Origin of the sequence: Klebsiella oxytoca (assembly GCF_009707385.1) — a bacterium.
GTDB lineage: Bacteria > Pseudomonadota > Gammaproteobacteria > Enterobacterales > Enterobacteriaceae > Klebsiella > Klebsiella oxytoca_C.
Window position 1 is genome coordinate 1,716,047 of sequence record NZ_CP046115.1, and the last position, 19,751, is coordinate 1,735,797.

Consider the following 19,751-nt stretch of genomic DNA (forward strand, 5'->3'; position numbering starts at 1 on the left):
AAATAAGTGCTTTTTAGTGGTCGGATGAGTAGTAAAATTACAACCAAAGCGGTACTATTTTAGGCAGAGAAACATTGTAACTTTACCGGCTTTGCTTGCCGGCCTGACAAAGGGGAGAGAAATTATGGCGTTGTACAAAACTTATCCTGCTCATATCATCTTTGCGCGTCGCGCTTTCGCCGTGGCCGCTGGCGTGCTGGCCCTTCCGGTGATGCTGTTCTGGAAAGATCGCGCGCGTTTTTACAGCTGGCTGCACCGTGTGTGGTCAAAAACCAGCGACCAGCCGGTATGGATGGCGCAGGCGGAAAAGGCCTCCGCAGATTTTTATTAAAAATTTCAGATTGCGGGACAGCTGAGCCTGCAGAAGCATGGGCACAGAGCCCACCCAGATTTGTTACGCATCAAGCCGCCGGTTTATCCGGCGGTTTTTTTTTGCCTGGAGTGGCTTACACTTATTAACTCCCCGCAGGCAAAGCCTGTGGGAGAGTTGAATATAAGTCGAATTTATCAATTTTAATGATGAAAGGAATGTTATGGCCACCCATCTGGTCTGGTTTCGCGCGGATTTGCGCATGCACGATAACCTAGCGCTTGCTGCTGCCTGTCGCGATCCCCATGCCGAGGTGCTGGGGTTATTTATTGCCACGCCAGCGCAATGGCGCCAGCACGGGATGGCACCGCGTCAGGCGGCGTTTATGGTCAGCCACCTTCATAGCCTGCAGGCGGCGCTGGCAGAAAAGGGGATCCCGCTGCACGTTGAGCATGCGGAAGATTTCGCTGCCAGCGTTAAGCGACTGACCAGCTTCTGCGAGCGACAGCAGGTCACTCATCTGTTTTACAACTATCAGTACGAAATTAACGAACGCCAGCGCGATGCGGCAGTGGAGAAAGCTTTAGCAGCAGTCGTCTGTCAGGGTTTTGATGACAGCGTGCTGCTGCCGCCCGGCAGCGTGCTGACCGGCAGCCGCGAAATGTATAAGGTATTTACGCCGTTTAAAAATGCTTTTATTCGGCGTCTACAGGAAGCGCTGCCTGAGTGCGTCGCCGCGCCCAGGGTTCGCGCCGGTGGGCCAATAGATTCTGTAGCTGAAGTAAAAATTGATTATCCCCAGACGCCATTTGATACAAAACTGTTTGCCGCTGATGAAAAAAGCGCTATCGCCCGGCTTCGCGGCTTTTGCCAGCAAAAGGCCGCCGAATATGAACAGCAGCGCGATTTTCCGGCCATTGAGGGGACCAGTCGGCTGTCGCCGTGCCTGGCGGTAGGCGCGCTTTCACCGCGTCAGTGCCTGCATCGCCTGCTGGTGGAGCAGCCGCGAGCGCTGGAGGGGGAAGCGGGGGCGGTTTGGCTCAACGAACTTATCTGGCGTGAGTTTTATCGCCATCTGATGGTTTACTACCCGAATTTGTGTAAAGGACGACCTTTTATCGCCTGGACCGATAAGGTGGCGTGGCTGGATGATACATCCCTGCTTCAGGCCTGGCAGCGCGGGGAAACCGGCTTCCCGATTGTTGACGCCGCCATGCGTCAGCTCAACACCACCGGCTGGATGCACAATCGCCTGCGGATGATTGTCGCCAGTTTCCTGGTGAAAGACCTGCGTATCGACTGGCGGCTGGGGGAGCGCTACTTTATCGAACAGCTTATTGATGGCGATCTGGCGGCGAATAACGGCGGCTGGCAGTGGGCGGCGTCAACCGGTACCGATGCCGCGCCCTATTTTCGTATTTTTAACCCGACGACCCAGGGAGAGCGCTTTGATAAAGCGGGACAGTTTATTCGTCAATGGTTGCCGGAGCTGGCTACCGTGCCTGAAAAAGCGCTGCATCAACCGTGGCAGTGGGCGGATAAACAGGGCTTAACGCTGAATTATCCGCGCCCGATTGTCGATCACAAGCAGGCGCGGCTGGAGACGCTGGCGGTCTGGGAAGCCGCCAGAGAACTTAAGGCTCCATCGCCAGACGACGAGCCCTGATTTTAACCGAGTGATACAGCCAGATAGCCAGCACCAGGCCGACGCAGGCCAGCGCGCCCCAGGTTATCTGGCTGAATACCTCAATGTAGGCATTAATCGAGTAGTTGACGGCTCCGGCGGCGTCAAACGACCCCTGCGAGGTCTGGTCGGCAATCACGCCCGCCAGGTAATTGGCGATAGCCCCGGAGAGCAGCATATAGATGCCGGTCAGTACGCCGGTCACGCCAGGGATCTCGATACGGGTAATCTGCGACATCGCCACCGGGTCGATAAACAGCTCGGCGAAGCCCATCACCGCCAGCCCCAGCACCATCAGCGGCATTGAAGATTGCCCGAAAGCCGCCGACCAGCGTGCGCTGAGGGTCAGGATACAGAACCCGGCGCTCATCAGGCCGAGGCCCAGCGCGAACTTGCCCCAGATACGCACGGTACGGTTGCCGTTGATATTCTCTTTCACCAGCCACGCCAGCACGACCCCGCAGAGCATCACCGCAAAGGCGTTGACCGACTGGAACATCGCGGTCGGTATCTCGTAGCCCATAAAATGACGGTTAACAAAACGGTCGATGTACAGGCTGATGGAGCTGCCGCCCTGCTGCGCAAAAGCCCAGAACAGCAGGCTGAAGCAGGTGAGCACTATAATCAGACGTAGCTCTTTACGCTGCCTGGCGGTCTCAGCCCTCAGGTAGATCCGCGCCAGTACCGCCAGACCAATTACCGTCGCCACAATCAGCGCATATACCGACCACTCCTGCCAGAACAGCACGGCGATCAGCAGCGGCGCGGTGATAAGCAGAACCAGCAGCCAGCCCCAGTTCGGTAAGACAAAATTTCGTGCCCGCAGCGCTTCGCGATTGACGTTCCGCGTGTGGCGGAAGTGGCGGTTACCGCTGAGAAATATGACCAGCCCGGCAATCATCCCCACTGCCGCCAGCGCGAAGCCCATCGCCCAGCTGTACTCTTGCTGCACGTAGCCGCAGGCGATTGGCGCCACGATAGATCCGACGTTGCCCGCCGCGTACATCAGCGAAAAACCGCCATCGCGACGCGGGTCTGTGGGTTCATACAGTTCACCGAGCAGACAGCTGACGTTGGATTTAAACAGCCCGTAGCCGCAGACAATAATCGCCAGCGACAGGTAGAGGAAGGTGGGGGCGATTTCGCTGGCGCCGAGCACCAGATGGCCGATGGCCATCAACAGCGCGCCGAGCATCACCGCCATGCGGTTGCCCAGCAGCTTATCGGCGAGAAAGCCGCCGAGAATCGGCGTGACGTAGACCAGTGAGCAATAGGCGCTGAACAGCGCATAAGCATGATTATCGTCATACTTCAGCTGATTGGTGAGATAGAGGATCAGCAGCGCGCGCATGCCGTAAAAACTGAAGTATTCCCAGATTTGCAGCGCGACGACGTAATAAATCGCCCGCGGCTGTGAAGATTGTGTGTTCATTTAACGCTCTGTCCTGCCATCAAAAATGAAAGTCGATCTTTCTGCATGAATAGCCATTAACTAGTGATATTCATGTGTTTAAAGGCTTTCTGGTTATTTAATATGCTGTAATAGTGCATAAATATACACGAATGCGCGAGGGGAGGAGTAGACAAATTGCGGGATTTCGCCAACAGTCAAAGTAGCTGGCGAAGCGGTAGACCTATCGACTGACCGGGCGGATACCGTTATGTTATCCCTCTGCATAGAATGATGACCTGATGGAGCGGTAATGAAAAATAGTGAACTGGAACAACTGATTAATGAAAAACTCAATAGCGCGGCCATCAGTGATTACGCCCCAAATGGCCTGCAGGTGGAAGGGCGCGAGACGGTACAAAAAATCGTCACCGGCGTGACCGCCAGCCAGGCGTTGCTCGATGAAGCCGTCCGTCTGCAGGCGGACGCGGTGATCGTCCACCATGGCTACTTCTGGAAAGGGGAATCACCAATTATTCGCGGCATGAAGCGCAACCGTCTCAAGACGCTGCTGGCTAACGACATCAACCTCTACGGCTGGCACCTGCCGCTCGACGCGCATCCTGAACTGGGTAATAACGCCCAGCTGGCAGCGCTGCTCGGCGTCAACGTGATGGGCGAAATTGAGCCGCTGGTGCCGTGGGGAGAACTGTCAATGGCGGTATCGGGGCTGGAGCTGGCTTCGTGGATTGAAGCGCGGTTGGGGCGTAAACCGTTGTGGTGCGGCGACACCGGGCCGGAGAGGGTGTCCCGCGTGGCGTGGTGTACCGGCGGCGGCCAGAGCTTTATTGATAGCGCGGCCCGCTTTGGCGTCGATGCGTTTATTACCGGCGAAGTTTCAGAGCAGACCATTCATTCGGCGCGCGAGCAGGGGCTGCATTTCTATGCCGCGGGCCACCATGCCACCGAGCGCGGCGGAATTCGCGCGTTAAGCGAATGGCTAACGGAAAATACCGAACTGGAAGTCACCTTTATTGATATCCCGAACCCGGCTTGATGAACGGAGGCAAAAGTGCAGCGAGCGCGTTGTTATTTGTTAGGTGAAACGGCAGTCGTGCTGGAGCTTGAGCCTCCGGTAACGCTGGAAAGCCAGAAACGGATCTGGCGGTTAGCCCAGCGGCTGGTTGGTCATACCGAAGTGGTGGAAGCCGTACCGGGGATGAACAATATTACCGTGATATTGCGCAACCCACAGCAGACCGCATGGGATGCGATTGAGCGCCTGCAAATCTGGTGGGAGGAGTGCGATACGCTCGAGCCGGAATCGCGGGAGATTTCGGTCCCGGTGGTGTACGGCGGCGAGGGCGGTCCCGATCTGGGGGAGGTTGCCCGCCACAGCGGACTGAGCGAAAAGCAGGTGGTTGAACTGCACTCATCGGTGGAGTACGTGGTGTGGTTCCTCGGCTTCCAGCCGGGATTCCCGTATTTTGGCGGCCTGCCGGAAAAGCTGGCGATGCCGCGACGGGCGGAACCGCGCCTGCTGGTACCGGCGGGTTCGGTAGGGATTGGCGGCGCGCAAACCGGGATCTACCCGCTGGCGACGCCGGGCGGGTGGCAGCTATTGGGTCGTACGCCGCTGGCGCTATTTGATCCGAAGCGCAAGGAACCCGTGCTGCTGCGTTCCGGCGACAGAGTACGCTTCGTGCCGCAAAAGGAGGGCGTATGTTAAAGATCATTCGCGCCGGGATGTATACCTCGGTGCAGGACGGCGGGCGTGAAGGGCTGCGTCAGCTGGGCATCAGTCGCTGCGGCGCCATGGATAAGCCGGCGCTGGTGACCGCCAATCTGCTGGTTGGCAACGGGGCTAACGCTGCGGCGCTGGAGATAACGCTGGGGCAGGTGGATATTCAATTTGAACGCAGCGGCTGGTTTGCGCTGACCGGCGCCGCCTGTGAGGCGAAGTTAGACGGCGAACCCGTGTGGGTGGGCTGGCGTATGGCGGTCAAGGCCGGACAGCATCTGGTGCTCAGGAACCCGCAGCACGGCGTGCGCAGCTATCTGGCAGTCGCCGGGGGCATTGCGGTACCCAAAGTGCTGGGCTCGCGCAGTACCGACCTGAAAGTGGGGATTGGCGGCCTGGAAGGGCGGCGCCTGCAGGATGGCGATCGGTTGAAGCTGGGAAAAGTGGATAAACAGTTCAGCGGGCCACGCGGCGTGAAACAGCTGCCCGTCGGCAACCGCATCCGCGCTTTGCCGGGGCCGGAATATCATGAGTTCGATAGCGTGTCGCAGGACGCTTTCTGGCGCTCGCCGTGGCAGCTTAGCCCGCAGAGCAACCGCATGGGCTATCGTCTGCAGGGGCAGCCGCTGAAGCGGACCACCGATCGCGAGATGCTTTCGCACGGCCTGCTGCCCGGCGTGGTGCAGGTGCCGCATAACGGCCAGCCAATCGTACTGATGAATGACGCGCAGACCACCGGAGGCTATCCGCGCATTGCGACCATCATCGAGGCGGACATGTATCAGCTGGCGCAAATACCGCTGGGTCAGCCGATCCACTTTGTTCCCTGCTCGCTGGAGGAAGCGCTTAAAGCGCGTACTGACAGGGAACGTTATTTTGAACAACTGGCATGGAGACTTAATGATGAAGATTGATTTAAACGCCGACCTGGGTGAAGGATGCGCCAACGATAGCGCGCTGCTGCAGCTGGTCTCTTCCGCCAATATTGCCTGCGGTTTCCATGCCGGGGACGCGGTGATGATGCTGCAGAGCGTTCGCGAAGCGCTGAAAAATGGCGTGGCGGTAGGGGCACATCCGAGCTTCCCCGATCGGGATAATTTTGGTCGCACGGCAATGCAGCTGCCGCCGGAGACGGTTTACGCACAAACGCTGTATCAGGTTGGCGCGCTGGCGGCGATAGTACGCGCGCAGGGCGGCGAGCTGCAGCACGTCAAGCCGCACGGCATGCTCTATAACCAGGCGGCAAAAGATCCGCAGCTGGCCGATGCGATTGCGAAAGCGGTGCGCGATGTTGACGCTGACCTGGTTCTGGTTGGTCTGGCAGGCAGCGAGCTGATTCGCGCCGGGCAACGTTATCAGCTGACCACCCGCCAGGAAGTCTTTGCTGACCGCGGTTATCTGGCGGATGGCAGTCTGGTGCCGCGCACGCAGCCCGGTGCGCTGATTGAAAGCGAAGAACAGTCTCTGGCGCAAACTCTGGAAATGGTGCAGCACAGCCGGGTGCGCAGCATCACCGGCGAATGGGCGCACGTGGTGGCGGAAACCGTCTGCCTGCACGGCGACGGCGAGCACGCGCTGGATTTTGCGCGTCGCCTGCGCGCGGCTTTTGCCGGGCGCAATATTCAGGTGAGTGCGGAACTCGAAGAATAAAAATAATATTATCAATCAATTAGAAATAGACAACAATTCACAACAACATACAGGATGTTACTATGGGAGAGTCACTATCTCTCTGGCCGCTGATCGGTATTGCCGCGATCGTGGTCGGATTTATTCTGCGTTTTAACCCGGTGCTGGTGGTTATTGTCTCCGGGATCATTACCGGTCTGACGGCGCATATGCCGATCGCGACCATTCTCGAAAAGCTGGGTGAAGGATTTCTCAATACCCGCAATCTGCCGTTTATTCTGCTGCTGCCGCTGGCGGTGATTGGCCTGCTGGAGCGTCATGGTCTGAAAGAGCGCGCGCAAACGTGGATCGCGAAGATCCGTAGCGCCACCGCCGGTCGCCTGCTGATCGTCTATCTGTTCGTTCGTGAAGTGACCGCCGCGATGGGGTTAACCAGCCTGGGTGGCCATCCGCAGATGGTGCGTCCGCTGCTGGCGCCGATGGCGGAAGGGGCGGCGGAGAAAAACTTTGGCGCTTTGCCGGGCAATATCCGCTATCGCCTGCGCGCGATGTCGGCAGCGACCGATAACGTGGGCCTTTTCTTCGGCGAAGATATTTTCGTCGCTTTCGGCGCGATTATCTTTATGCATAACTTTATGCTTGAGTCGGGCGGCATTCAGACAGAGCCGCTGCATATTGCTCTGTGGGGGATCCCGACGGCGGTATGCGCCTTCTTGATCCATTCCGCCCGTCTGTGGCGTCTCGACCGCCATCTTCAGCGCGAACTGGACAAGGTTAACGCCGCTCAGGCGAAAGGCGGTGCGGCATGAATTTTCAACAAACCTGGCTGTACTGGCTGGCGGGTGTCGTGCTTTTAATCGTGGCGGTGATGTCCTGGCGCGATAAGGCTAACCCGCGCAGGCTGACTACCGGCCTGTTCTGGGGGCTATACGGCCTGGTGTTTTTGTTTGGCGACTGGACCTATGAGCTGGTTGGCGACAAGCGCAGCGTCAATATTGGTGTTGGCGTAGTGGTGGTGGTACTGGCGTTAATCGCCGGTTTTGGCGGCGTACGTCTTGGTCGCTATCACCAGCGCTCGCAGGAGGAACGCAGCGCCAGCGCCGCGCGTCTGGGCAACAGGCTGTTCTTCCCGGCGCTGGCGATCCCGGTAGTCACGGTTATCGGTGTACTGCTGTTTAATAATCTGCCTTCGCTGCAGGTCGCTATCTTTGGCCCTGGCAATCACGCGACGCTGATTACCCTGTTTTCAATGACCGCGGGCACGCTGCTTGGTCTGGTAATGGCTATCCGCATGACCCATGAAACGGCGGTGCAGCCGTTGCAGGAGGCGCGGCGTCTGCTGGATTCGGTGGGCTGGGCGTTTATTTTGCCGCAGATCCTCGCGGTTCTCGGGCTGCTGTTTACCGCCGCAGGCGTCGGCAATAGCATCTCCTGGCTGACGCAGCAGTATCTGGCGGTGGACAGCCGGTTTATCGCCGTGGCTGTCTACACCCTTGGCATGGCGCTGCTGACGATGGTGATGGGCAACGCTTTCGCCGCGTTCCCCATCGTGACGGCAGGGGTCGGGATCCCGATTCTGGTGCTACAGCACGGCGGTAATCCGGCGGTGATGGCGGCAATTGGCATGTTCTCCGGCTATTGCGGCACCCTGATGACGCCGATGGCGGCTAACTTTAATATTGTTCCGGCGGCGCTGCTGGAGCTGCCGGATAAAAACGCGGTGATCAAAGCCCAGGTGCCGACCGGCATTCTGCTGCTTATCGTGAACGTATTTTTGCTCTATTTCCTGATGTTCCTGTAAGGAGGGATCATGGCTGGCGTACTGATTACCGGTTTTGAACCGTTCGGCGGTGAGGCGGTTAACCCTTCGTGGGAAGTGGTGAAGCGGCTGGATGGCGCTATTATTGCCGGACAGTCCGTAGCGGCGCGGCAGCTGCCGTGCGTATTCGGCGAAGCGCTGACCGCACTTAACGCCGCCCTCGATGAGCTGGATCCCGTCCTGACGCTGGCCGTCGGTCAGGCAGGGGGACGCGTCGATATCACCGTCGAACGAGTGGCGATCAACGTCGATGATGCGCGGATCCCAGATAATAAAGGTCTGCAACCCATCGACGTGCCGATTGCTGCCGATGGTCCGGCGGCGTACTTCAGCACGTTGCCGATCAAAGCGATCGTCGCCGTGCTGCGTAGCCAGGGGATCCCGGCCTCGGTGTCGCAGACGGCGGGGACGTTTGTCTGTAATCACGTGATGTATGGCCTGCTGCACCGGCTGCGTGATAAGCGCGGCGCGAAGGGGGGCTTTATCCATATTCCGTATCTGCCGGAGCAGGCCGCAGTTCATGCTGGCGCCGCGAGCATGGCGGTAGAGACGGTGCGTACGGCGCTGGAGACGGCAATTGCCGTCGCTCTGCAGCAGGATGCCGACGTAAAAATTGGCGGCGGCGCAACGCATTAACACAAGGATATTATTATGCCGGAAGGTCCGGAAATTCGCCGCGCGGCGGATAGCCTGGAAGCGGCGATTAAAGGCGAACCCCTGACCGAGGCGTGGTTCGCCTTCCCGCAGTTACAACATTATCAATCTCAGCTTGTCGGCCAGAGAGTGACGCGTATTGAAACCCGCGGTAAGGCGCTGCTGACCCATTTCTCCGGTGGCCTGACCTTGTACAGCCATAACCAGCTGTACGGAGTCTGGCGGGTGGTCGATGCCGGGGAGCAGCCTGAAACGACGCGTATTCTGCGCGTTCGCCTGCAGACGGCGCGTAAGGCGATTTTGCTCTACAGTGCCTCTGAGATTGAGATGCTGACGCCCGAGCAGCTTGCCCGACATCCATTTTTGCTGCGGGTCGGGCCCGACGTGCTCGACATGACCCTGAGCGTGGCGCAGGTTAAAGAGCGGCTGCTGTCGGCGAAATTCCGCAACCGCCAGTTCTCCGGACTGCTGCTGGATCAGGCGTTTCTCGCCGGATTGGGCAATTATCTGCGCGTGGAGATCCTTTGGCAGGTCGGGCTAACCGGTCGTCACAAAGCCTCTGAACTTGATGAGAAACAGCTGGATGCGCTGGCGCATGCGCTGCTGGAGATCCCGCGCTTGTCCTACAACACGCGCGGCCTGGTCGATGAGAATAAGCATCATGGAGCGTTGTTTCGTTTCAACGTTTTTCATCGTGAAGGGGAGACCTGCGAGCGCTGCGGCGGGATTATCGAAAGGACCATGCTGTCGTCACGGCCGTTTTACTGGTGCCCGGGGTGCCAGCGTTAGTTTAGCGATATGACCATAAGGATGCGGTTTCCGGTATCGTGCCGGGAGCGGTACAGCACGCCGTTTATCGACAATAAAAAACGCGCCTTCAGGCGCGTTTTTTGTCGCTGCGATATCCGCCTTAGCGGGCGATATCGTTTTTGTAATCGCGTTTTTCGTAGCCGGTATACAGCTGACGCGGACGGGCGATTTTCATGCCGTCGCTGTGCATTTCGTTCCAGTGCGCAATCCAGCCCACGGTACGCGCCATCGCGAAGATAACGGTAAACATGGAGGACGGAATACCCATCGCTTTCAGGATGATGCCGGAGTAGAAATCGACGTTCGGATAGAGTTTCTTCTCAATGAAGTACGGATCGTTGAGCGCGATGTGCTCAAGCTCCATAGCGACTTCCAGCAGATCGTCTTTGGTGCCCAGCTCTTTCAGCACTTCGTGGCAGGTTTCACGCATAACCGTGGCGCGCGGGTCGTAGTTTTTGTACACGCGGTGGCCAAAGCCCATCAGGCGGAAAGAGTCGTTTTTGTCTTTCGCGCGACGGACGAATTCCGGAATGTGTTCCACGGAGCTGATCTCTTCGAGCATCTTCAGCGCCGCTTCGTTGGCGCCGCCGTGCGCCGGTCCCCACAGGGAAGCAATACCCGCAGCAATGCAGGCGAACGGGTTCGCGCCGGAAGAGCCGGCGGTACGCACGGTGGAGGTAGAAGCATTCTGTTCGTGGTCGGCGTGCAGGATCAGGATGCGGTCCATAGCGCGTTCCAGCACCGGGTTAACCTCGTAGGTTTCACACGGCGTGGAGAACATCATATTCAGGAAGTTACCCGCGTAGGAGAGGTCGTTGCGCGGATAAACGAAAGGCTGGCCGATAGAATACTTGTAACACATTGCCGCCATCGTCGGCATTTTGGAGAGCAGGCGGAATGCGGCGATATCGCGGTGACGCGGGTTATTCACATCCAGCGAATCGTGATAGAACGCGGCCAGCGCGCCGGTGATACCGCACATAACGGCCATCGGATGGGAATCGCGGCGGAACGCGTGGAACAGACGAGTGATCTGCTCGTGAATCATGGTATGGCGGGTAACGATAGTTTTGAATTCGTCGTACTGTGCCTGGGTTGGTTTCTCACCGTTCAACAGGATGTAGCATACTTCCAGATAGTTGGAGTCAGTTGCTAATTGATCGATCGGGAAACCGCGGTGCAGCAGGATACCTTCGTCACCGTCAATAAAGGTGATTTTAGATTCGCAGGATGCGGTGGAGGTGAAACCAGGGTCAAAAGTAAACACGCCTTTTGAACCAAGACTACGAATATCAATAACATCCTGACCGAGAGTGCCCTTTAGCACATCCAGTTCAATAGCAGCATCACCACCCAGGGTGATTTTTGCTTTAGCATCAGACATTTATGGTCTCCTTAGCGCCTTTATTGCTTAAGGCTGCCGGGTGGTGGATTTGCATTCGGCCCGTAGCAGATGACATTACCAGGTTGTTATGTTGCACATCGCTCTGCGTCGCGAAAAGGGCAGGGTACAGAGCAAAGGCGCTTGATGGTAAGCCTTCAACCTACGATGAAACAGCAGCAAATCAGCGTTTTAGCAGCCCGAATATTATAAAACTATATACCACTAATAACTGTCCTGATTACATCGGTCAATACTCTCTCACTGTTGCATAACTTATTCTCAGGTAAAAGAGTGACCTCATAACTTTTGCGTATTATTGCATTTATCTGGTAATGGTTGTAACAATAATGTTTAATATTTGTCAAATCAGATGATTAAAATTTAAAAATATGTTGTTATCGTGACATTGATCACTGTTCGGGAGAAAACCCGACAAACTATATGTAGGTTAATTGTAATGATTTTGTGAACGGCCTATACTGCCGCCAGGTCTCCGGAACACCCTGCAATCCCGAGCCACCCAGCGTTATTTTTGTCACGCTTTAACTCCTGGAAAGGGGTTTTAACATGACTTTTAGTTATAGATAAGGACGCTGTCTGACCCGCAAGCAGACCGGAGGAAGGAAACAATAAGAACAGCATGTGGGCGTTATTCATGGTAAGAAATGTGAAAAAACAAAGACCTGTCAATCTGGATTTGCAAACGATCCGGTTCCCAATCACGGCGATAGCGTCCATTCTCCATCGCGTATCCGGAGTCATCACCTTCGTGGCGATCGGGATTCTGCTTTGGCTGCTGGGCACTAGTCTCTCCTCTCCCGAAGGTTTCCTCACTGCGGCGTCCATCATGGATAGCTTCTTTGTGAAATTCATTATGTGGGGCATCCTCACCGCGCTGGCGTATCACGCGGTAGTCGGTATCCGCCACCTGCTGATGGATTTTGGTTACCTCGAAGAAACCCTCGAATCAGGGACACGTTCCGCCAAAATTTTTATTGTAATTACTGTCGTGCTTTCACTTCTCGCAGGAGTCCTCGTATGGTAAGCAACGCCTCAGCACTAGGACGCAACGGCGTACATGACTTTATTCTGGTCCGCGCTACCGCAATCGTTCTGACCCTCTACATCATCTACATGGTCGGCTTTTTTGCCACCACCGGTGAAATCTCATGGGAAGTCTGGACAGGCTTTTTCTCCTCCGCGTTTACAAAAGTCTTTACCCTGCTGGCTCTCGTTTCGATTCTGATCCACGCGTGGATTGGAATGTGGCAGGTGTTAACGGACTACGTTAAACCACTGGCCGTGCGCTTGATTCTGCAACTGATTATCGTTGTTGCGCTGGTGGCTTACGTTCTTTATGGATTTGTTGTGGTGTGGGGTGTGTAATGAAATTGCCTGTCAGAGAATTTGATGCAGTCGTAATTGGTGCCGGTGGCGCAGGTATGCGCGCGGCGCTGCAGATTTCCCAGAGTGGCCAGACCTGTGCGTTGCTCTCAAAAGTTTTCCCGACCCGTTCCCATACCGTATCCGCGCAGGGTGGTATCACCGTCGCGCTCGGTAATACCCATGAAGATAACTGGGAATGGCATATGTACGACACCGTTAAGGGGTCGGACTACATTGGCGATCAGGACGCCATCGAATATATGTGTAAAACCGGCCCGGAAGCGATTCTCGAGCTGGACCATATGGGACTGCCGTTCTCCCGTCTTGAAAATGGCACTATTTATCAGCGTCCGTTCGGCGGCCAGTCGAAAAACTTCGGCGGCGAGCAGGCGGCACGTACCGCTGCGGCGGCAGACCGTACCGGTCACGCCCTGCTGCATACCCTTTATCAACAGAACCTGAAAAACCACACCACGATTTTCTCCGAATGGTATGCGCTGGATCTGGTGAAAAATGCCGATGGCGCAGTAGTCGGTTGTACCGCTCTGAGCATCGAAACCGGTGAAGTGGTTTACTTCAAAGCCCGCGCGACCGTGCTGGCAACCGGCGGCGCAGGCCGTATTTACCAGTCCACTACTAACGCGCATATCAATACCGGCGACGGCGTGGGTATGGCTATCCGTGCCGGTGTTCCGGTACAGGATATGGAGATGTGGCAGTTCCACCCGACCGGTATCGCCGGTGCGGGCGTTCTGGTCACCGAAGGTTGCCGTGGTGAAGGCGGCTACCTGCTGAACAAACACGGCGAGCGCTTTATGGAGCGTTATGCGCCGAATGCGAAAGACCTGGCGGGTCGTGACGTGGTGGCGCGTTCCATCATGATTGAAATTCGTGAAGGTCGCGGCTGTGACGGTCCTTGGGGCCCGCACGCCAAGCTTAAGCTTGACCACCTGGGTAAAGAAGTCCTCGAATCCCGTCTGCCGGGTATCCTGGAACTCTCTCGTACCTTTGCCCACGTCGACCCGGTTAAAGAGCCGATTCCGGTTATCCCAACCTGCCACTATATGATGGGCGGAATTCCGACCAAAGTAAGCGGCCAGGCGCTGACCGTAAACGAGAAGGGCGAAGACGTGGTGATTCCTGGGCTGTTCGCGGTCGGCGAAATCGCCTGCGTATCGGTACACGGCGCAAACCGTCTGGGCGGCAACTCGCTGCTTGACCTGGTGGTCTTTGGTCGCGCGGTGGGTCTGCATCTGCAGGAATCGATTGCCGAGCAGGGCGTCCTGCGCGATGCGACGGACGAAGAGATCGACGCTTCTCTGGAACGTCTGAACCGCTGGAACGGCAACCGTAACGGTGAAGACCCGGTCGAAATCCGCAAAGCGCTGCAGGAATGTATGCAGCATAACTTCTCAGTATTCCGCGAAGGGGATGCGATGGCGAAGGGTCTTGAGCAGCTGAAAGCCATCCGCGAGCGCCTGAAAAACGCCCGTCTGGATGACACTTCCAGCGAATTCAATACCCAGCGCGTTGAGTGCCTGGAGCTGGATAACCTGATGGAAACCGCTTACGCCACCGCGATGTCCGCCAACTTCCGTACCGAAAGCCGTGGTGCCCATAGCCGCTTCGACTTCCCGGATCGTGATGATGAAAACTGGCTGTGCCATTCCCTGTATCTGCCAGAGTCGGAATCCATGACGCGTCGTAGCGTCAATATGGAACCGAAACTGCGTCCGGCGTTCCCGCCGAAGATTCGTACTTATTAATGCGGAGACAGGAATATGAAACTCGAGTTTTCAGTTTATCGTTATAACCCGGACGTAGACGATGCTCCGCGCATGCAGGATTACACCCTGGAAGCGGAAGAGGGTCGCGATATGATGCTGCTGGATGCGTTAATCCAGCTAAAAGAAAAAGATCCGTCTCTGTCGTTCCGCCGCTCCTGCCGTGAAGGGGTATGTGGTTCCGACGGCCTGAACATGAACGGCAAGAACGGTCTGGCGTGCATTACGCCGATCTCCGCGCTGAATCAGCCGGGCAAGAAAATTGTTATCCGTCCGCTGCCAGGATTACCGGTTATCCGTGATTTGGTGGTAGACATGGGGCAATTCTATGCACAATATGAGAAGATTAAGCCTTACTTATTGAATAATGGGCAAAATCCTCCTGCTCGCGAGCATCTGCAGTCGCCAGAGCAGCGTGAGAAACTCGACGGTTTGTACGAGTGTATTCTCTGCGCATGTTGTTCAACTTCATGCCCGTCGTTCTGGTGGAATCCGGATAAGTTTATCGGCCCGGCTGGCCTGCTGGCCGCGTATCGCTTCCTGATCGACAGCCGCGATACCGAAACCAGCGAGCGCCTCGAAGGGCTGAGCGATGCTTTCAGCGTATTCCGCTGTCACAGCATCATGAACTGCGTCAGTGTATGTCCTAAGGGGCTGAACCCGACGCGCGCCATCGGCCATATTAAGTCGATGCTGCTGCAGCGCAGTGCGTAAGTAACCCGGTCTGTCCCGGATGGCGCTACCGCTTATCCGGGCTACCAAAAGCAGTAACCCCGGTAGCGTTCGCGCCGCCGGGGACATAGCAGGAAACCTCTAAAAACTGCCACATTAATAGTAATAATCGAGATGTTCAGCGCGAGACAAGGCGCGAGCAGAACGAATCTCCGGGAGCATAGTGAACTATGTGACCGGAGTGAGTGAGGGTCGCAACACAGTCGCAGCCTGAACAAAGAAGATTATTAGACAGTTTTTAAAGGTTCCTTAGCGGACGAAACCACAACTCCTCCGCAACAAGTGAACCCCGGCACGTACAACTTCTGTGCGTGGTAGTTTCTACGGCGAAATAAGCATATAAATGCTTAAGGGATCACGATGCAGAACGGCGCAATGAAAGCCTGGCTGGACTCTTCTTACCTCTCTGGTTCGAACCAGAGCTGGATAGAACAGCTCTATGAAGACTTCTTAACCGATCCTGACTCTGTTGACGCCAACTGGCGTTCTATGTTCCAGCAGTTACCTGGCACCGGAGTCAAACCGGATCAATTTCATTCCAAAACGCGTGATTATTTCCGCCGCCTGGCGAAGGATGCCTCGCGTTACACTTCTTCGATTTCCGACCCTGACACCAATGTGAAGCAGGTTAAAGTCCTGCAGCTCATCAACGCATACCGCTTCCGTGGTCACCAGCATGCGAATCTCGATCCGCTGGGACTGTGGCAGCAAGAGAGAGTGGCGGATCTCGATCCGGCTTACCACGATCTGACCGAGGCCGATTTCCAGGAAAGCTATAACGTAGGTTCTTTTGCCATCGGCAAAGACACGATGAAGCTGGGCGAACTGATTGCAGCCCTCAAGCAAACCTACTGCGGCTCCATCGGCGCGGAATATATGCACATTACCTCTACCGAAGAAAAGCGCTGGATCCAGCAGCGTATCGAGTCGGTGGCAGGCAAAGCGAGCTTCACCGCGGAAGAGAAAAAACGCTTCCTCAGCGAACTGACCGCAGCGGAAGGCCTTGAGCGCTACCTCGGCGCGAAATTCCCGGGCGCAAAACGCTTCTCGCTGGAAGGCGGGGACGCGCTGATCCCGATGCTCAAAGAGATTATCCGCCACGCGGGTAAGAGCGGCACACGCGAAGTGGTGCTGGGCATGGCGCACCGCGGCCGTCTGAACGTACTGGTCAATGTGCTGGGTAAAAAACCGCAGGACCTGTTCGACGAGTTCGCCGGCAAACATAAAGAACACCTCGGCACCGGCGACGTGAAGTACCACATGGGCTTCTCTTCCGATATGGAAACCGAAGGCGGACTGGTACACCTGGCGCTGGCGTTCAACCCGTCGCACCTGGAAATCGTCAGCCCGGTAGTTATCGGTTCCGTGCGCGCCCGTCTCGATCGTCTGGACGAGCCAAGCAGTAACAAAGTGCTGCCAATCACTATTCACGGCGACGCCGCAGTAACCGGCCAGGGCGTGGTTCAGGAAACCCTGAACATGTCCAAAGCGCGCGGTTACGAAGTGGGCGGTACCGTACGCATCGTTATCAACAACCAGGTTGGCTTCACTACCTCCAACCCGCTGGACGCGCGTTCTACCCCGTACTGCACCGATATCGGCAAAATGGTACAGGCGCCGATTTTCCACGTTAACGCTGATGATCCGGAAGCCGTGGCTTTTGTGACTCGCCTGGCGCTGGATTTCCGTAATACCTTCAAACGCGATGTCTTCATCGACCTGGTGTGCTACCGCCGTCACGGCCATAACGAAGCCGACGAGCCGAGCGCAACCCAGCCGCTGATGTACCAGAAAATCAAAAAGCATCCGACCCCGCGCAAAATCTATGCCGACAAGCTGGAAGCCGACAAGGTTACGACGCTGGAAGACGCTACCGAGCAGGTTAACCTCTACCGCGATGCGCTGGATGCCGGCGAATGCGTGGTGCAGGAGTGGCGTCCGATGAATATGCATTCATTTACCTGGTCGCCGTACCTCAACCACGAGTGGGATGAAAGCTACCCGGACAAAGTTGAACCTAAGCGTCTGCAAGAGCTGGCGAAACGCATCAGTACGGTGCCGGAAGCCGTTGAGATGCAGTCCCGCGTGGCGAAAATTTATGGCGATCGTCAGGCGATGGCCGCCGGTGAGAAGCTGTTTGACTGGGGCGGCGCGGAGAATCTCGCCTACGCTACGCTGGTTGATGAAGGCATTTCTGTACGTCTGTCCGGCGAAGACTCCGGACGCGGTACCTTCTTCCACCGTCACGCGGTTATCCACAACCAGAAAAATGGCTCAACCTATACGCCGCTGCAGCACGTCCACAATGGCCAGGGTCATTTTAAAGTCTGGGACTCCGTGCTGTCTGAAGAGGCGGTACTGGCGTTTGAATACGGCTATGCCACCGCAGAACCGCGCACCCTGACTATCTGGGAAGCGCAGTTCGGTGACTTCGCCAACGGCGCGCAGGTGGTTATCGACCAGTTCATCAGCTCCGGCGAGCAGAAATGGGGCCGGATGTGTGGCCTGGTGATGCTGCTGCCGCACGGCTACGAAGGCCAGGGGCCGGAGCACTCCTCCGCGCGTCTGGAGCGTTATCTGCAGCTCTGCGCCGAGCAGAATATGCAGGTCTGCGTACCGTCCACTCCGGCGCAGGTTTACCATATGCTGCGTCGTCAGGCGCTGCGCGGTATGCGCCGTCCGCTGGTGGTGATGTCGCCGAAGTCTCTGCTGCGCCACCCGCTGGCGGTCTCCAGCATGGACGAACTGGCGAATGGCACCTTTATGCCGGCCATCGGCGAAATCGACGAGCTCGATCCGCAAGCGGTGAAGCGTGTTGTGCTGTGCTCTGGTAAGGTTTACTACGATCTGCTGGAACAACGCCGTAAGAACGAGCAGAAAGATGTCGCTATCGTGCGCATAGAGCAGCTCTATCCGTTCCCGCATCAGGCGGTACAGGAAGCGCTGAAACCTTATGCGCACGTGCATGATTTTGTCTGGTGCCAGGAAGAACCGCTCAACCAGGGCGCGTGGTACTGCAGCCAGCATCACTTCCGCGAAGTGATTCCGTTTGGGGCCTCTCTGCGTTATGCAGGCCGCCCGGCCTCCGCCTCTCCGGCGGTAGGTTACTTGTCCGTTCACCAGAAACAGCAACAAGATCTGGTCAATGACGCGCTGAACGTCGATTAATTAAAGGATACATAATGAGTAGCGTAGATATTCTGGTTCCCGACCTGCCTGAGTCCGTAGCTGACGCAACGGTTGCTACCTGGCATAAAAAACCGGGTGATGCGGTTGTCCGTGACGAAGTGCTGGTAGAAATCGAAACTGACAAAGTGGTACTGGAAGTGCCGGCTTCAGCGGATGGCATTCTGGATGCAGTGATTGAAGATGAAGGCGCCACCGTGCTTTCACGTCAGATCCTGGGCCGCCTGCGTGAAGGTAACAGCTCCGGCAAAGAGTCCGGCGCTAAAGCAGATGCTAAAGAGTCTACTCCGGCCCAGCGCCAGCAGGCTTCTCTGGAAGAGCAAAATAACGATGCGCTGAGCCCGGCAATCCGCCGTCTGCTGGCGGAGCATAGCCTCGACGCGGCAGCTATTAAAGGCACCGGCGTTGGCGGCCGTCTGACCCGTGAAGACGTTGAAAAACATCTGGCGAGCGCACCGGCAAAAGCTGAAGCGCCGGCCGCTGCGCCAGCCGCTGCCGCTGCTGCGGCTCCGCAGCTGGGCAATCGTTCTGAAAAACGCGTGCCGATGACCCGCCTGCGCAAGCGCGTTGCCGAGCGTCTGCTGGAGGCGAAAAACTCCACCGCCATGCTGACGACCTTCAACGAAGTCAACATGAAGCCGATTATGGATCTGCGTAAGCAGTACGGCGACGCGTTTGAAAAACGTCACGGTATTCGCCTGGGCTTTATGTCCTTCTACGTGAAGGCGGTGGTTGAAGCGCTGAAGCGCTATCCGGAAGTGAACGCTTCTATCGATGGCGATGACGTGGTGTATCACAACTACTTCGACGTCAGCATGGCGGTCTCCACGCCGCGTGGCCTGGTGACCCCGGTTCTGCGTGACGTTGACCTGCTGGGCATGGCGGATATCGAGAAGAGAATTAAAGAGCTGGCAGTAAAAGGCCGCGACGGCAAGCTGACCGTAGACGATCTGACCGGCGGTAATTTCACCATTACCAACGGCGGCGTATTCGGTTCGCTGATGTCCACGCCGATCATCAACCCGCCGCAGAGCGCGATTCTGGGTATGCATGCCATTAAAGACCGTCCGATGGCGGTGAATGGTAAGGTGGAAATTCTGCCGATGATGTACCTGGCGCTCTCCTACGACCACCGTCTGATCGACGGACGTGAATCGGTAGGCTTCCTGGTAGCGATTAAAGAGCTGCTGGAAGACCCGACTCGTCTGCTGCTGGACGTGTAGTCAGCAAGAGTATTACCTA

The 19,751-nt window shown here is 56.7% G+C and carries 18 protein-coding genes; 16 read left to right on the plus strand and 2 right to left on the minus strand.

Annotation, left to right across the window (positions count from 1 at the left end; genetic code table 11):
- Nucleotides 1-124 precede the first annotated feature (124 nt).
- Both GJ746_RS07945 and phrB read left to right on the plus strand, forming a co-directional pair.
- On the plus strand, nt 125-331 hold the full coding sequence (locus GJ746_RS07945) for a DUF2517 family protein (RefSeq protein WP_154679705.1): 207 nt from the start codon (nt 125-127) through the stop codon (nt 329-331).
- Nucleotides 332-533: 202 nt separating this feature from the next.
- A complete protein-coding gene (gene phrB / locus GJ746_RS07950) occupies nt 534-1,976 on the plus strand; it encodes a deoxyribodipyrimidine photo-lyase (protein WP_154679706.1) in 1,443 nt (480 codons plus the stop codon).
- Here the strand turns inward: phrB and dtpD are convergent.
- The gene (dtpD, locus tag GJ746_RS07955) at nt 1,945-3,426 is read right to left on the minus strand and encodes a dipeptide permease DtpD (protein WP_154679707.1); all 1,482 of its coding nucleotides are present in this window, start codon (nt 3,424-3,426) and stop codon (nt 1,945-1,947) included. The two genes, phrB and dtpD, sit on opposite strands and share 32 nt — an antisense overlap.
- A gap of 271 nt (nt 3,427-3,697) precedes the next feature.
- Between dtpD and ybgI the strand changes: the two genes are divergently transcribed.
- The 8 genes from ybgI to nei all read left to right on the plus strand — a co-directional run bounded on the left by ybgI (nt 3,698) and on the right by nei (nt 10,016).
- Nucleotides 3,698-4,441 (plus strand): radiation resistance protein YbgI, encoded by a 744-nt coding sequence (ybgI, locus tag GJ746_RS07960; protein WP_154679708.1) that lies wholly within the window; start codon nt 3,698-3,700, stop codon nt 4,439-4,441.
- 15 nt (nt 4,442-4,456) lie between these two features.
- On the plus strand, nt 4,457-5,113 hold the full coding sequence (pxpB, locus tag GJ746_RS07965) for a 5-oxoprolinase subunit PxpB (RefSeq protein ID WP_154679709.1): 657 nt from the start codon (nt 4,457-4,459) through the stop codon (nt 5,111-5,113).
- A complete protein-coding gene (gene pxpC, locus GJ746_RS07970) occupies nt 5,107-6,039 on the plus strand; it encodes a 5-oxoprolinase subunit PxpC (RefSeq protein WP_154679710.1) in 933 nt (310 codons plus the stop codon). The genes pxpB and pxpC overlap by 7 nt, the downstream gene beginning before the upstream one ends.
- Nucleotides 6,029-6,775 carry a 5-oxoprolinase subunit PxpA gene (pxpA, locus tag GJ746_RS07975; RefSeq protein ID WP_154682668.1) on the plus strand — a complete coding sequence of 249 codons (747 nt, stop codon included), beginning with the start codon at nt 6,029-6,031 and terminating at the stop codon, nt 6,773-6,775. The genes pxpC and pxpA overlap by 11 nt, the downstream gene beginning before the upstream one ends.
- 62 nt (nt 6,776-6,837) lie before the next feature.
- Entirely contained in the window at nt 6,838-7,563 is a 726-nt protein-coding gene (locus tag GJ746_RS07980; protein WP_154679711.1) for a DUF969 domain-containing protein, read from the plus strand.
- Nucleotides 7,560-8,555 carry a DUF979 domain-containing protein gene (locus GJ746_RS07985; protein WP_154679712.1) on the plus strand — a complete coding sequence of 332 codons (996 nt, stop codon included), beginning with the start codon at nt 7,560-7,562 and terminating at the stop codon, nt 8,553-8,555. Before GJ746_RS07980 ends, GJ746_RS07985 begins: the two co-directional genes overlap by 4 nt.
- A gap of 9 nt (nt 8,556-8,564) precedes the next feature.
- Complete coding sequence (pcp, locus tag GJ746_RS07990) at nt 8,565-9,209, plus strand: pyroglutamyl-peptidase I (protein ID WP_154679713.1); 645 nt, start codon at nt 8,565-8,567, stop codon at nt 9,207-9,209.
- A gap of 15 nt (nt 9,210-9,224) precedes the next feature.
- Nucleotides 9,225-10,016: an endonuclease VIII gene (gene nei / locus GJ746_RS07995; protein ID WP_154679714.1), complete on the plus strand. Its 792-nt coding sequence runs from the start codon at nt 9,225-9,227 to the stop codon at nt 10,014-10,016.
- Nucleotides 10,017-10,137: 121 nt separating this feature from the next.
- On the opposite strand, the gene gltA is transcribed toward nei, so the two are convergent.
- Nucleotides 10,138-11,421 carry a citrate synthase gene (gltA, locus tag GJ746_RS08000; RefSeq protein ID WP_154679715.1) on the minus strand — a complete coding sequence of 428 codons (1,284 nt, stop codon included), beginning with the start codon at nt 11,419-11,421 and terminating at the stop codon, nt 10,138-10,140.
- A 640-nt stretch (nt 11,422-12,061) separates the two neighbouring features.
- Here gltA and sdhC point away from each other — a divergent pair.
- From sdhC to odhB, 6 genes are all read left to right on the plus strand, one after another.
- Entirely contained in the window at nt 12,062-12,466 is a 405-nt protein-coding gene (sdhC, locus tag GJ746_RS08005) for a succinate dehydrogenase cytochrome b556 subunit (protein WP_195908813.1), read from the plus strand.
- Nucleotides 12,460-12,807, plus strand: coding sequence for a succinate dehydrogenase membrane anchor subunit (gene sdhD, locus GJ746_RS08010; protein ID WP_154679717.1), 348 nt, complete (start codon nt 12,460-12,462; stop codon nt 12,805-12,807). The genes sdhC and sdhD overlap by 7 nt, the downstream gene beginning before the upstream one ends.
- Nucleotides 12,807-14,573 carry a succinate dehydrogenase flavoprotein subunit gene (sdhA, locus tag GJ746_RS08015; RefSeq protein WP_154679718.1) on the plus strand — a complete coding sequence of 589 codons (1,767 nt, stop codon included), beginning with the start codon at nt 12,807-12,809 and terminating at the stop codon, nt 14,571-14,573. The genes sdhD and sdhA overlap by 1 nt, the downstream gene beginning before the upstream one ends.
- A gap of 15 nt (nt 14,574-14,588) precedes the next feature.
- Nucleotides 14,589-15,305 carry a succinate dehydrogenase iron-sulfur subunit SdhB gene (sdhB, locus tag GJ746_RS08020; RefSeq protein ID WP_004130526.1) on the plus strand — a complete coding sequence of 239 codons (717 nt, stop codon included), beginning with the start codon at nt 14,589-14,591 and terminating at the stop codon, nt 15,303-15,305.
- Nucleotides 15,306-15,683: 378 nt separating this feature from the next.
- Entirely contained in the window at nt 15,684-18,491 is a 2,808-nt protein-coding gene (gene sucA, locus GJ746_RS08025; RefSeq protein WP_154679719.1) for a 2-oxoglutarate dehydrogenase E1 component, read from the plus strand.
- A 14-nt stretch (nt 18,492-18,505) separates the two neighbouring features.
- Nucleotides 18,506-19,732, plus strand: a complete 1,227-nt coding sequence (gene odhB, locus GJ746_RS08030; RefSeq protein WP_154679720.1) for a 2-oxoglutarate dehydrogenase complex dihydrolipoyllysine-residue succinyltransferase — start codon at nt 18,506-18,508, stop codon at nt 19,730-19,732.
- The last annotated feature ends 19 nt before the right edge of the window (nt 19,733-19,751 follow it).

Coding starts and splice junctions, on each gene's coding strand:
- GJ746_RS07985 (WP_154679712.1), top strand. CDS start 7,560: ATGAATTTTCAACAAACCTGGCTGTACTGGCTGGCGGGTGTCGTGCTT.
- sdhA (WP_154679718.1), top strand. CDS start 12,807: ATGAAATTGCCTGTCAGAGAATTTGATGCAGTCGTAATTGGTGCCGGT.
- GJ746_RS07980 (WP_154679711.1), top strand. CDS start 6,838: ATGGGAGAGTCACTATCTCTCTGGCCGCTGATCGGTATTGCCGCGATC.
- dtpD (WP_154679707.1), bottom strand. CDS start 3,426: ATGAACACACAATCTTCACAGCCGCGGGCGATTTATTACGTCGTCGCG.
- pxpC (WP_154679710.1), top strand. CDS start 5,107: ATGTTAAAGATCATTCGCGCCGGGATGTATACCTCGGTGCAGGACGGC.
- pxpA (WP_154682668.1), top strand. CDS start 6,029: ATGAAGATTGATTTAAACGCCGACCTGGGTGAAGGATGCGCCAACGAT.
- pcp (WP_154679713.1), top strand. CDS start 8,565: ATGGCTGGCGTACTGATTACCGGTTTTGAACCGTTCGGCGGTGAGGCG.
- sdhB (WP_004130526.1), top strand. CDS start 14,589: ATGAAACTCGAGTTTTCAGTTTATCGTTATAACCCGGACGTAGACGAT.
- sdhD (WP_154679717.1), top strand. CDS start 12,460: ATGGTAAGCAACGCCTCAGCACTAGGACGCAACGGCGTACATGACTTT.
- phrB (WP_154679706.1), top strand. CDS start 534: ATGGCCACCCATCTGGTCTGGTTTCGCGCGGATTTGCGCATGCACGAT.
- GJ746_RS07945 (WP_154679705.1), top strand. CDS start 125: ATGGCGTTGTACAAAACTTATCCTGCTCATATCATCTTTGCGCGTCGC.
- sdhC (WP_195908813.1), top strand. CDS start 12,062: ATGTGGGCGTTATTCATGGTAAGAAATGTGAAAAAACAAAGACCTGTC.
- ybgI (WP_154679708.1), top strand. CDS start 3,698: ATGAAAAATAGTGAACTGGAACAACTGATTAATGAAAAACTCAATAGC.
- gltA (WP_154679715.1), bottom strand. CDS start 11,421: ATGTCTGATGCTAAAGCAAAAATCACCCTGGGTGGTGATGCTGCTATT.
- odhB (WP_154679720.1), top strand. CDS start 18,506: ATGAGTAGCGTAGATATTCTGGTTCCCGACCTGCCTGAGTCCGTAGCT.
- nei (WP_154679714.1), top strand. CDS start 9,225: ATGCCGGAAGGTCCGGAAATTCGCCGCGCGGCGGATAGCCTGGAAGCG.
- sucA (WP_154679719.1), top strand. CDS start 15,684: ATGCAGAACGGCGCAATGAAAGCCTGGCTGGACTCTTCTTACCTCTCT.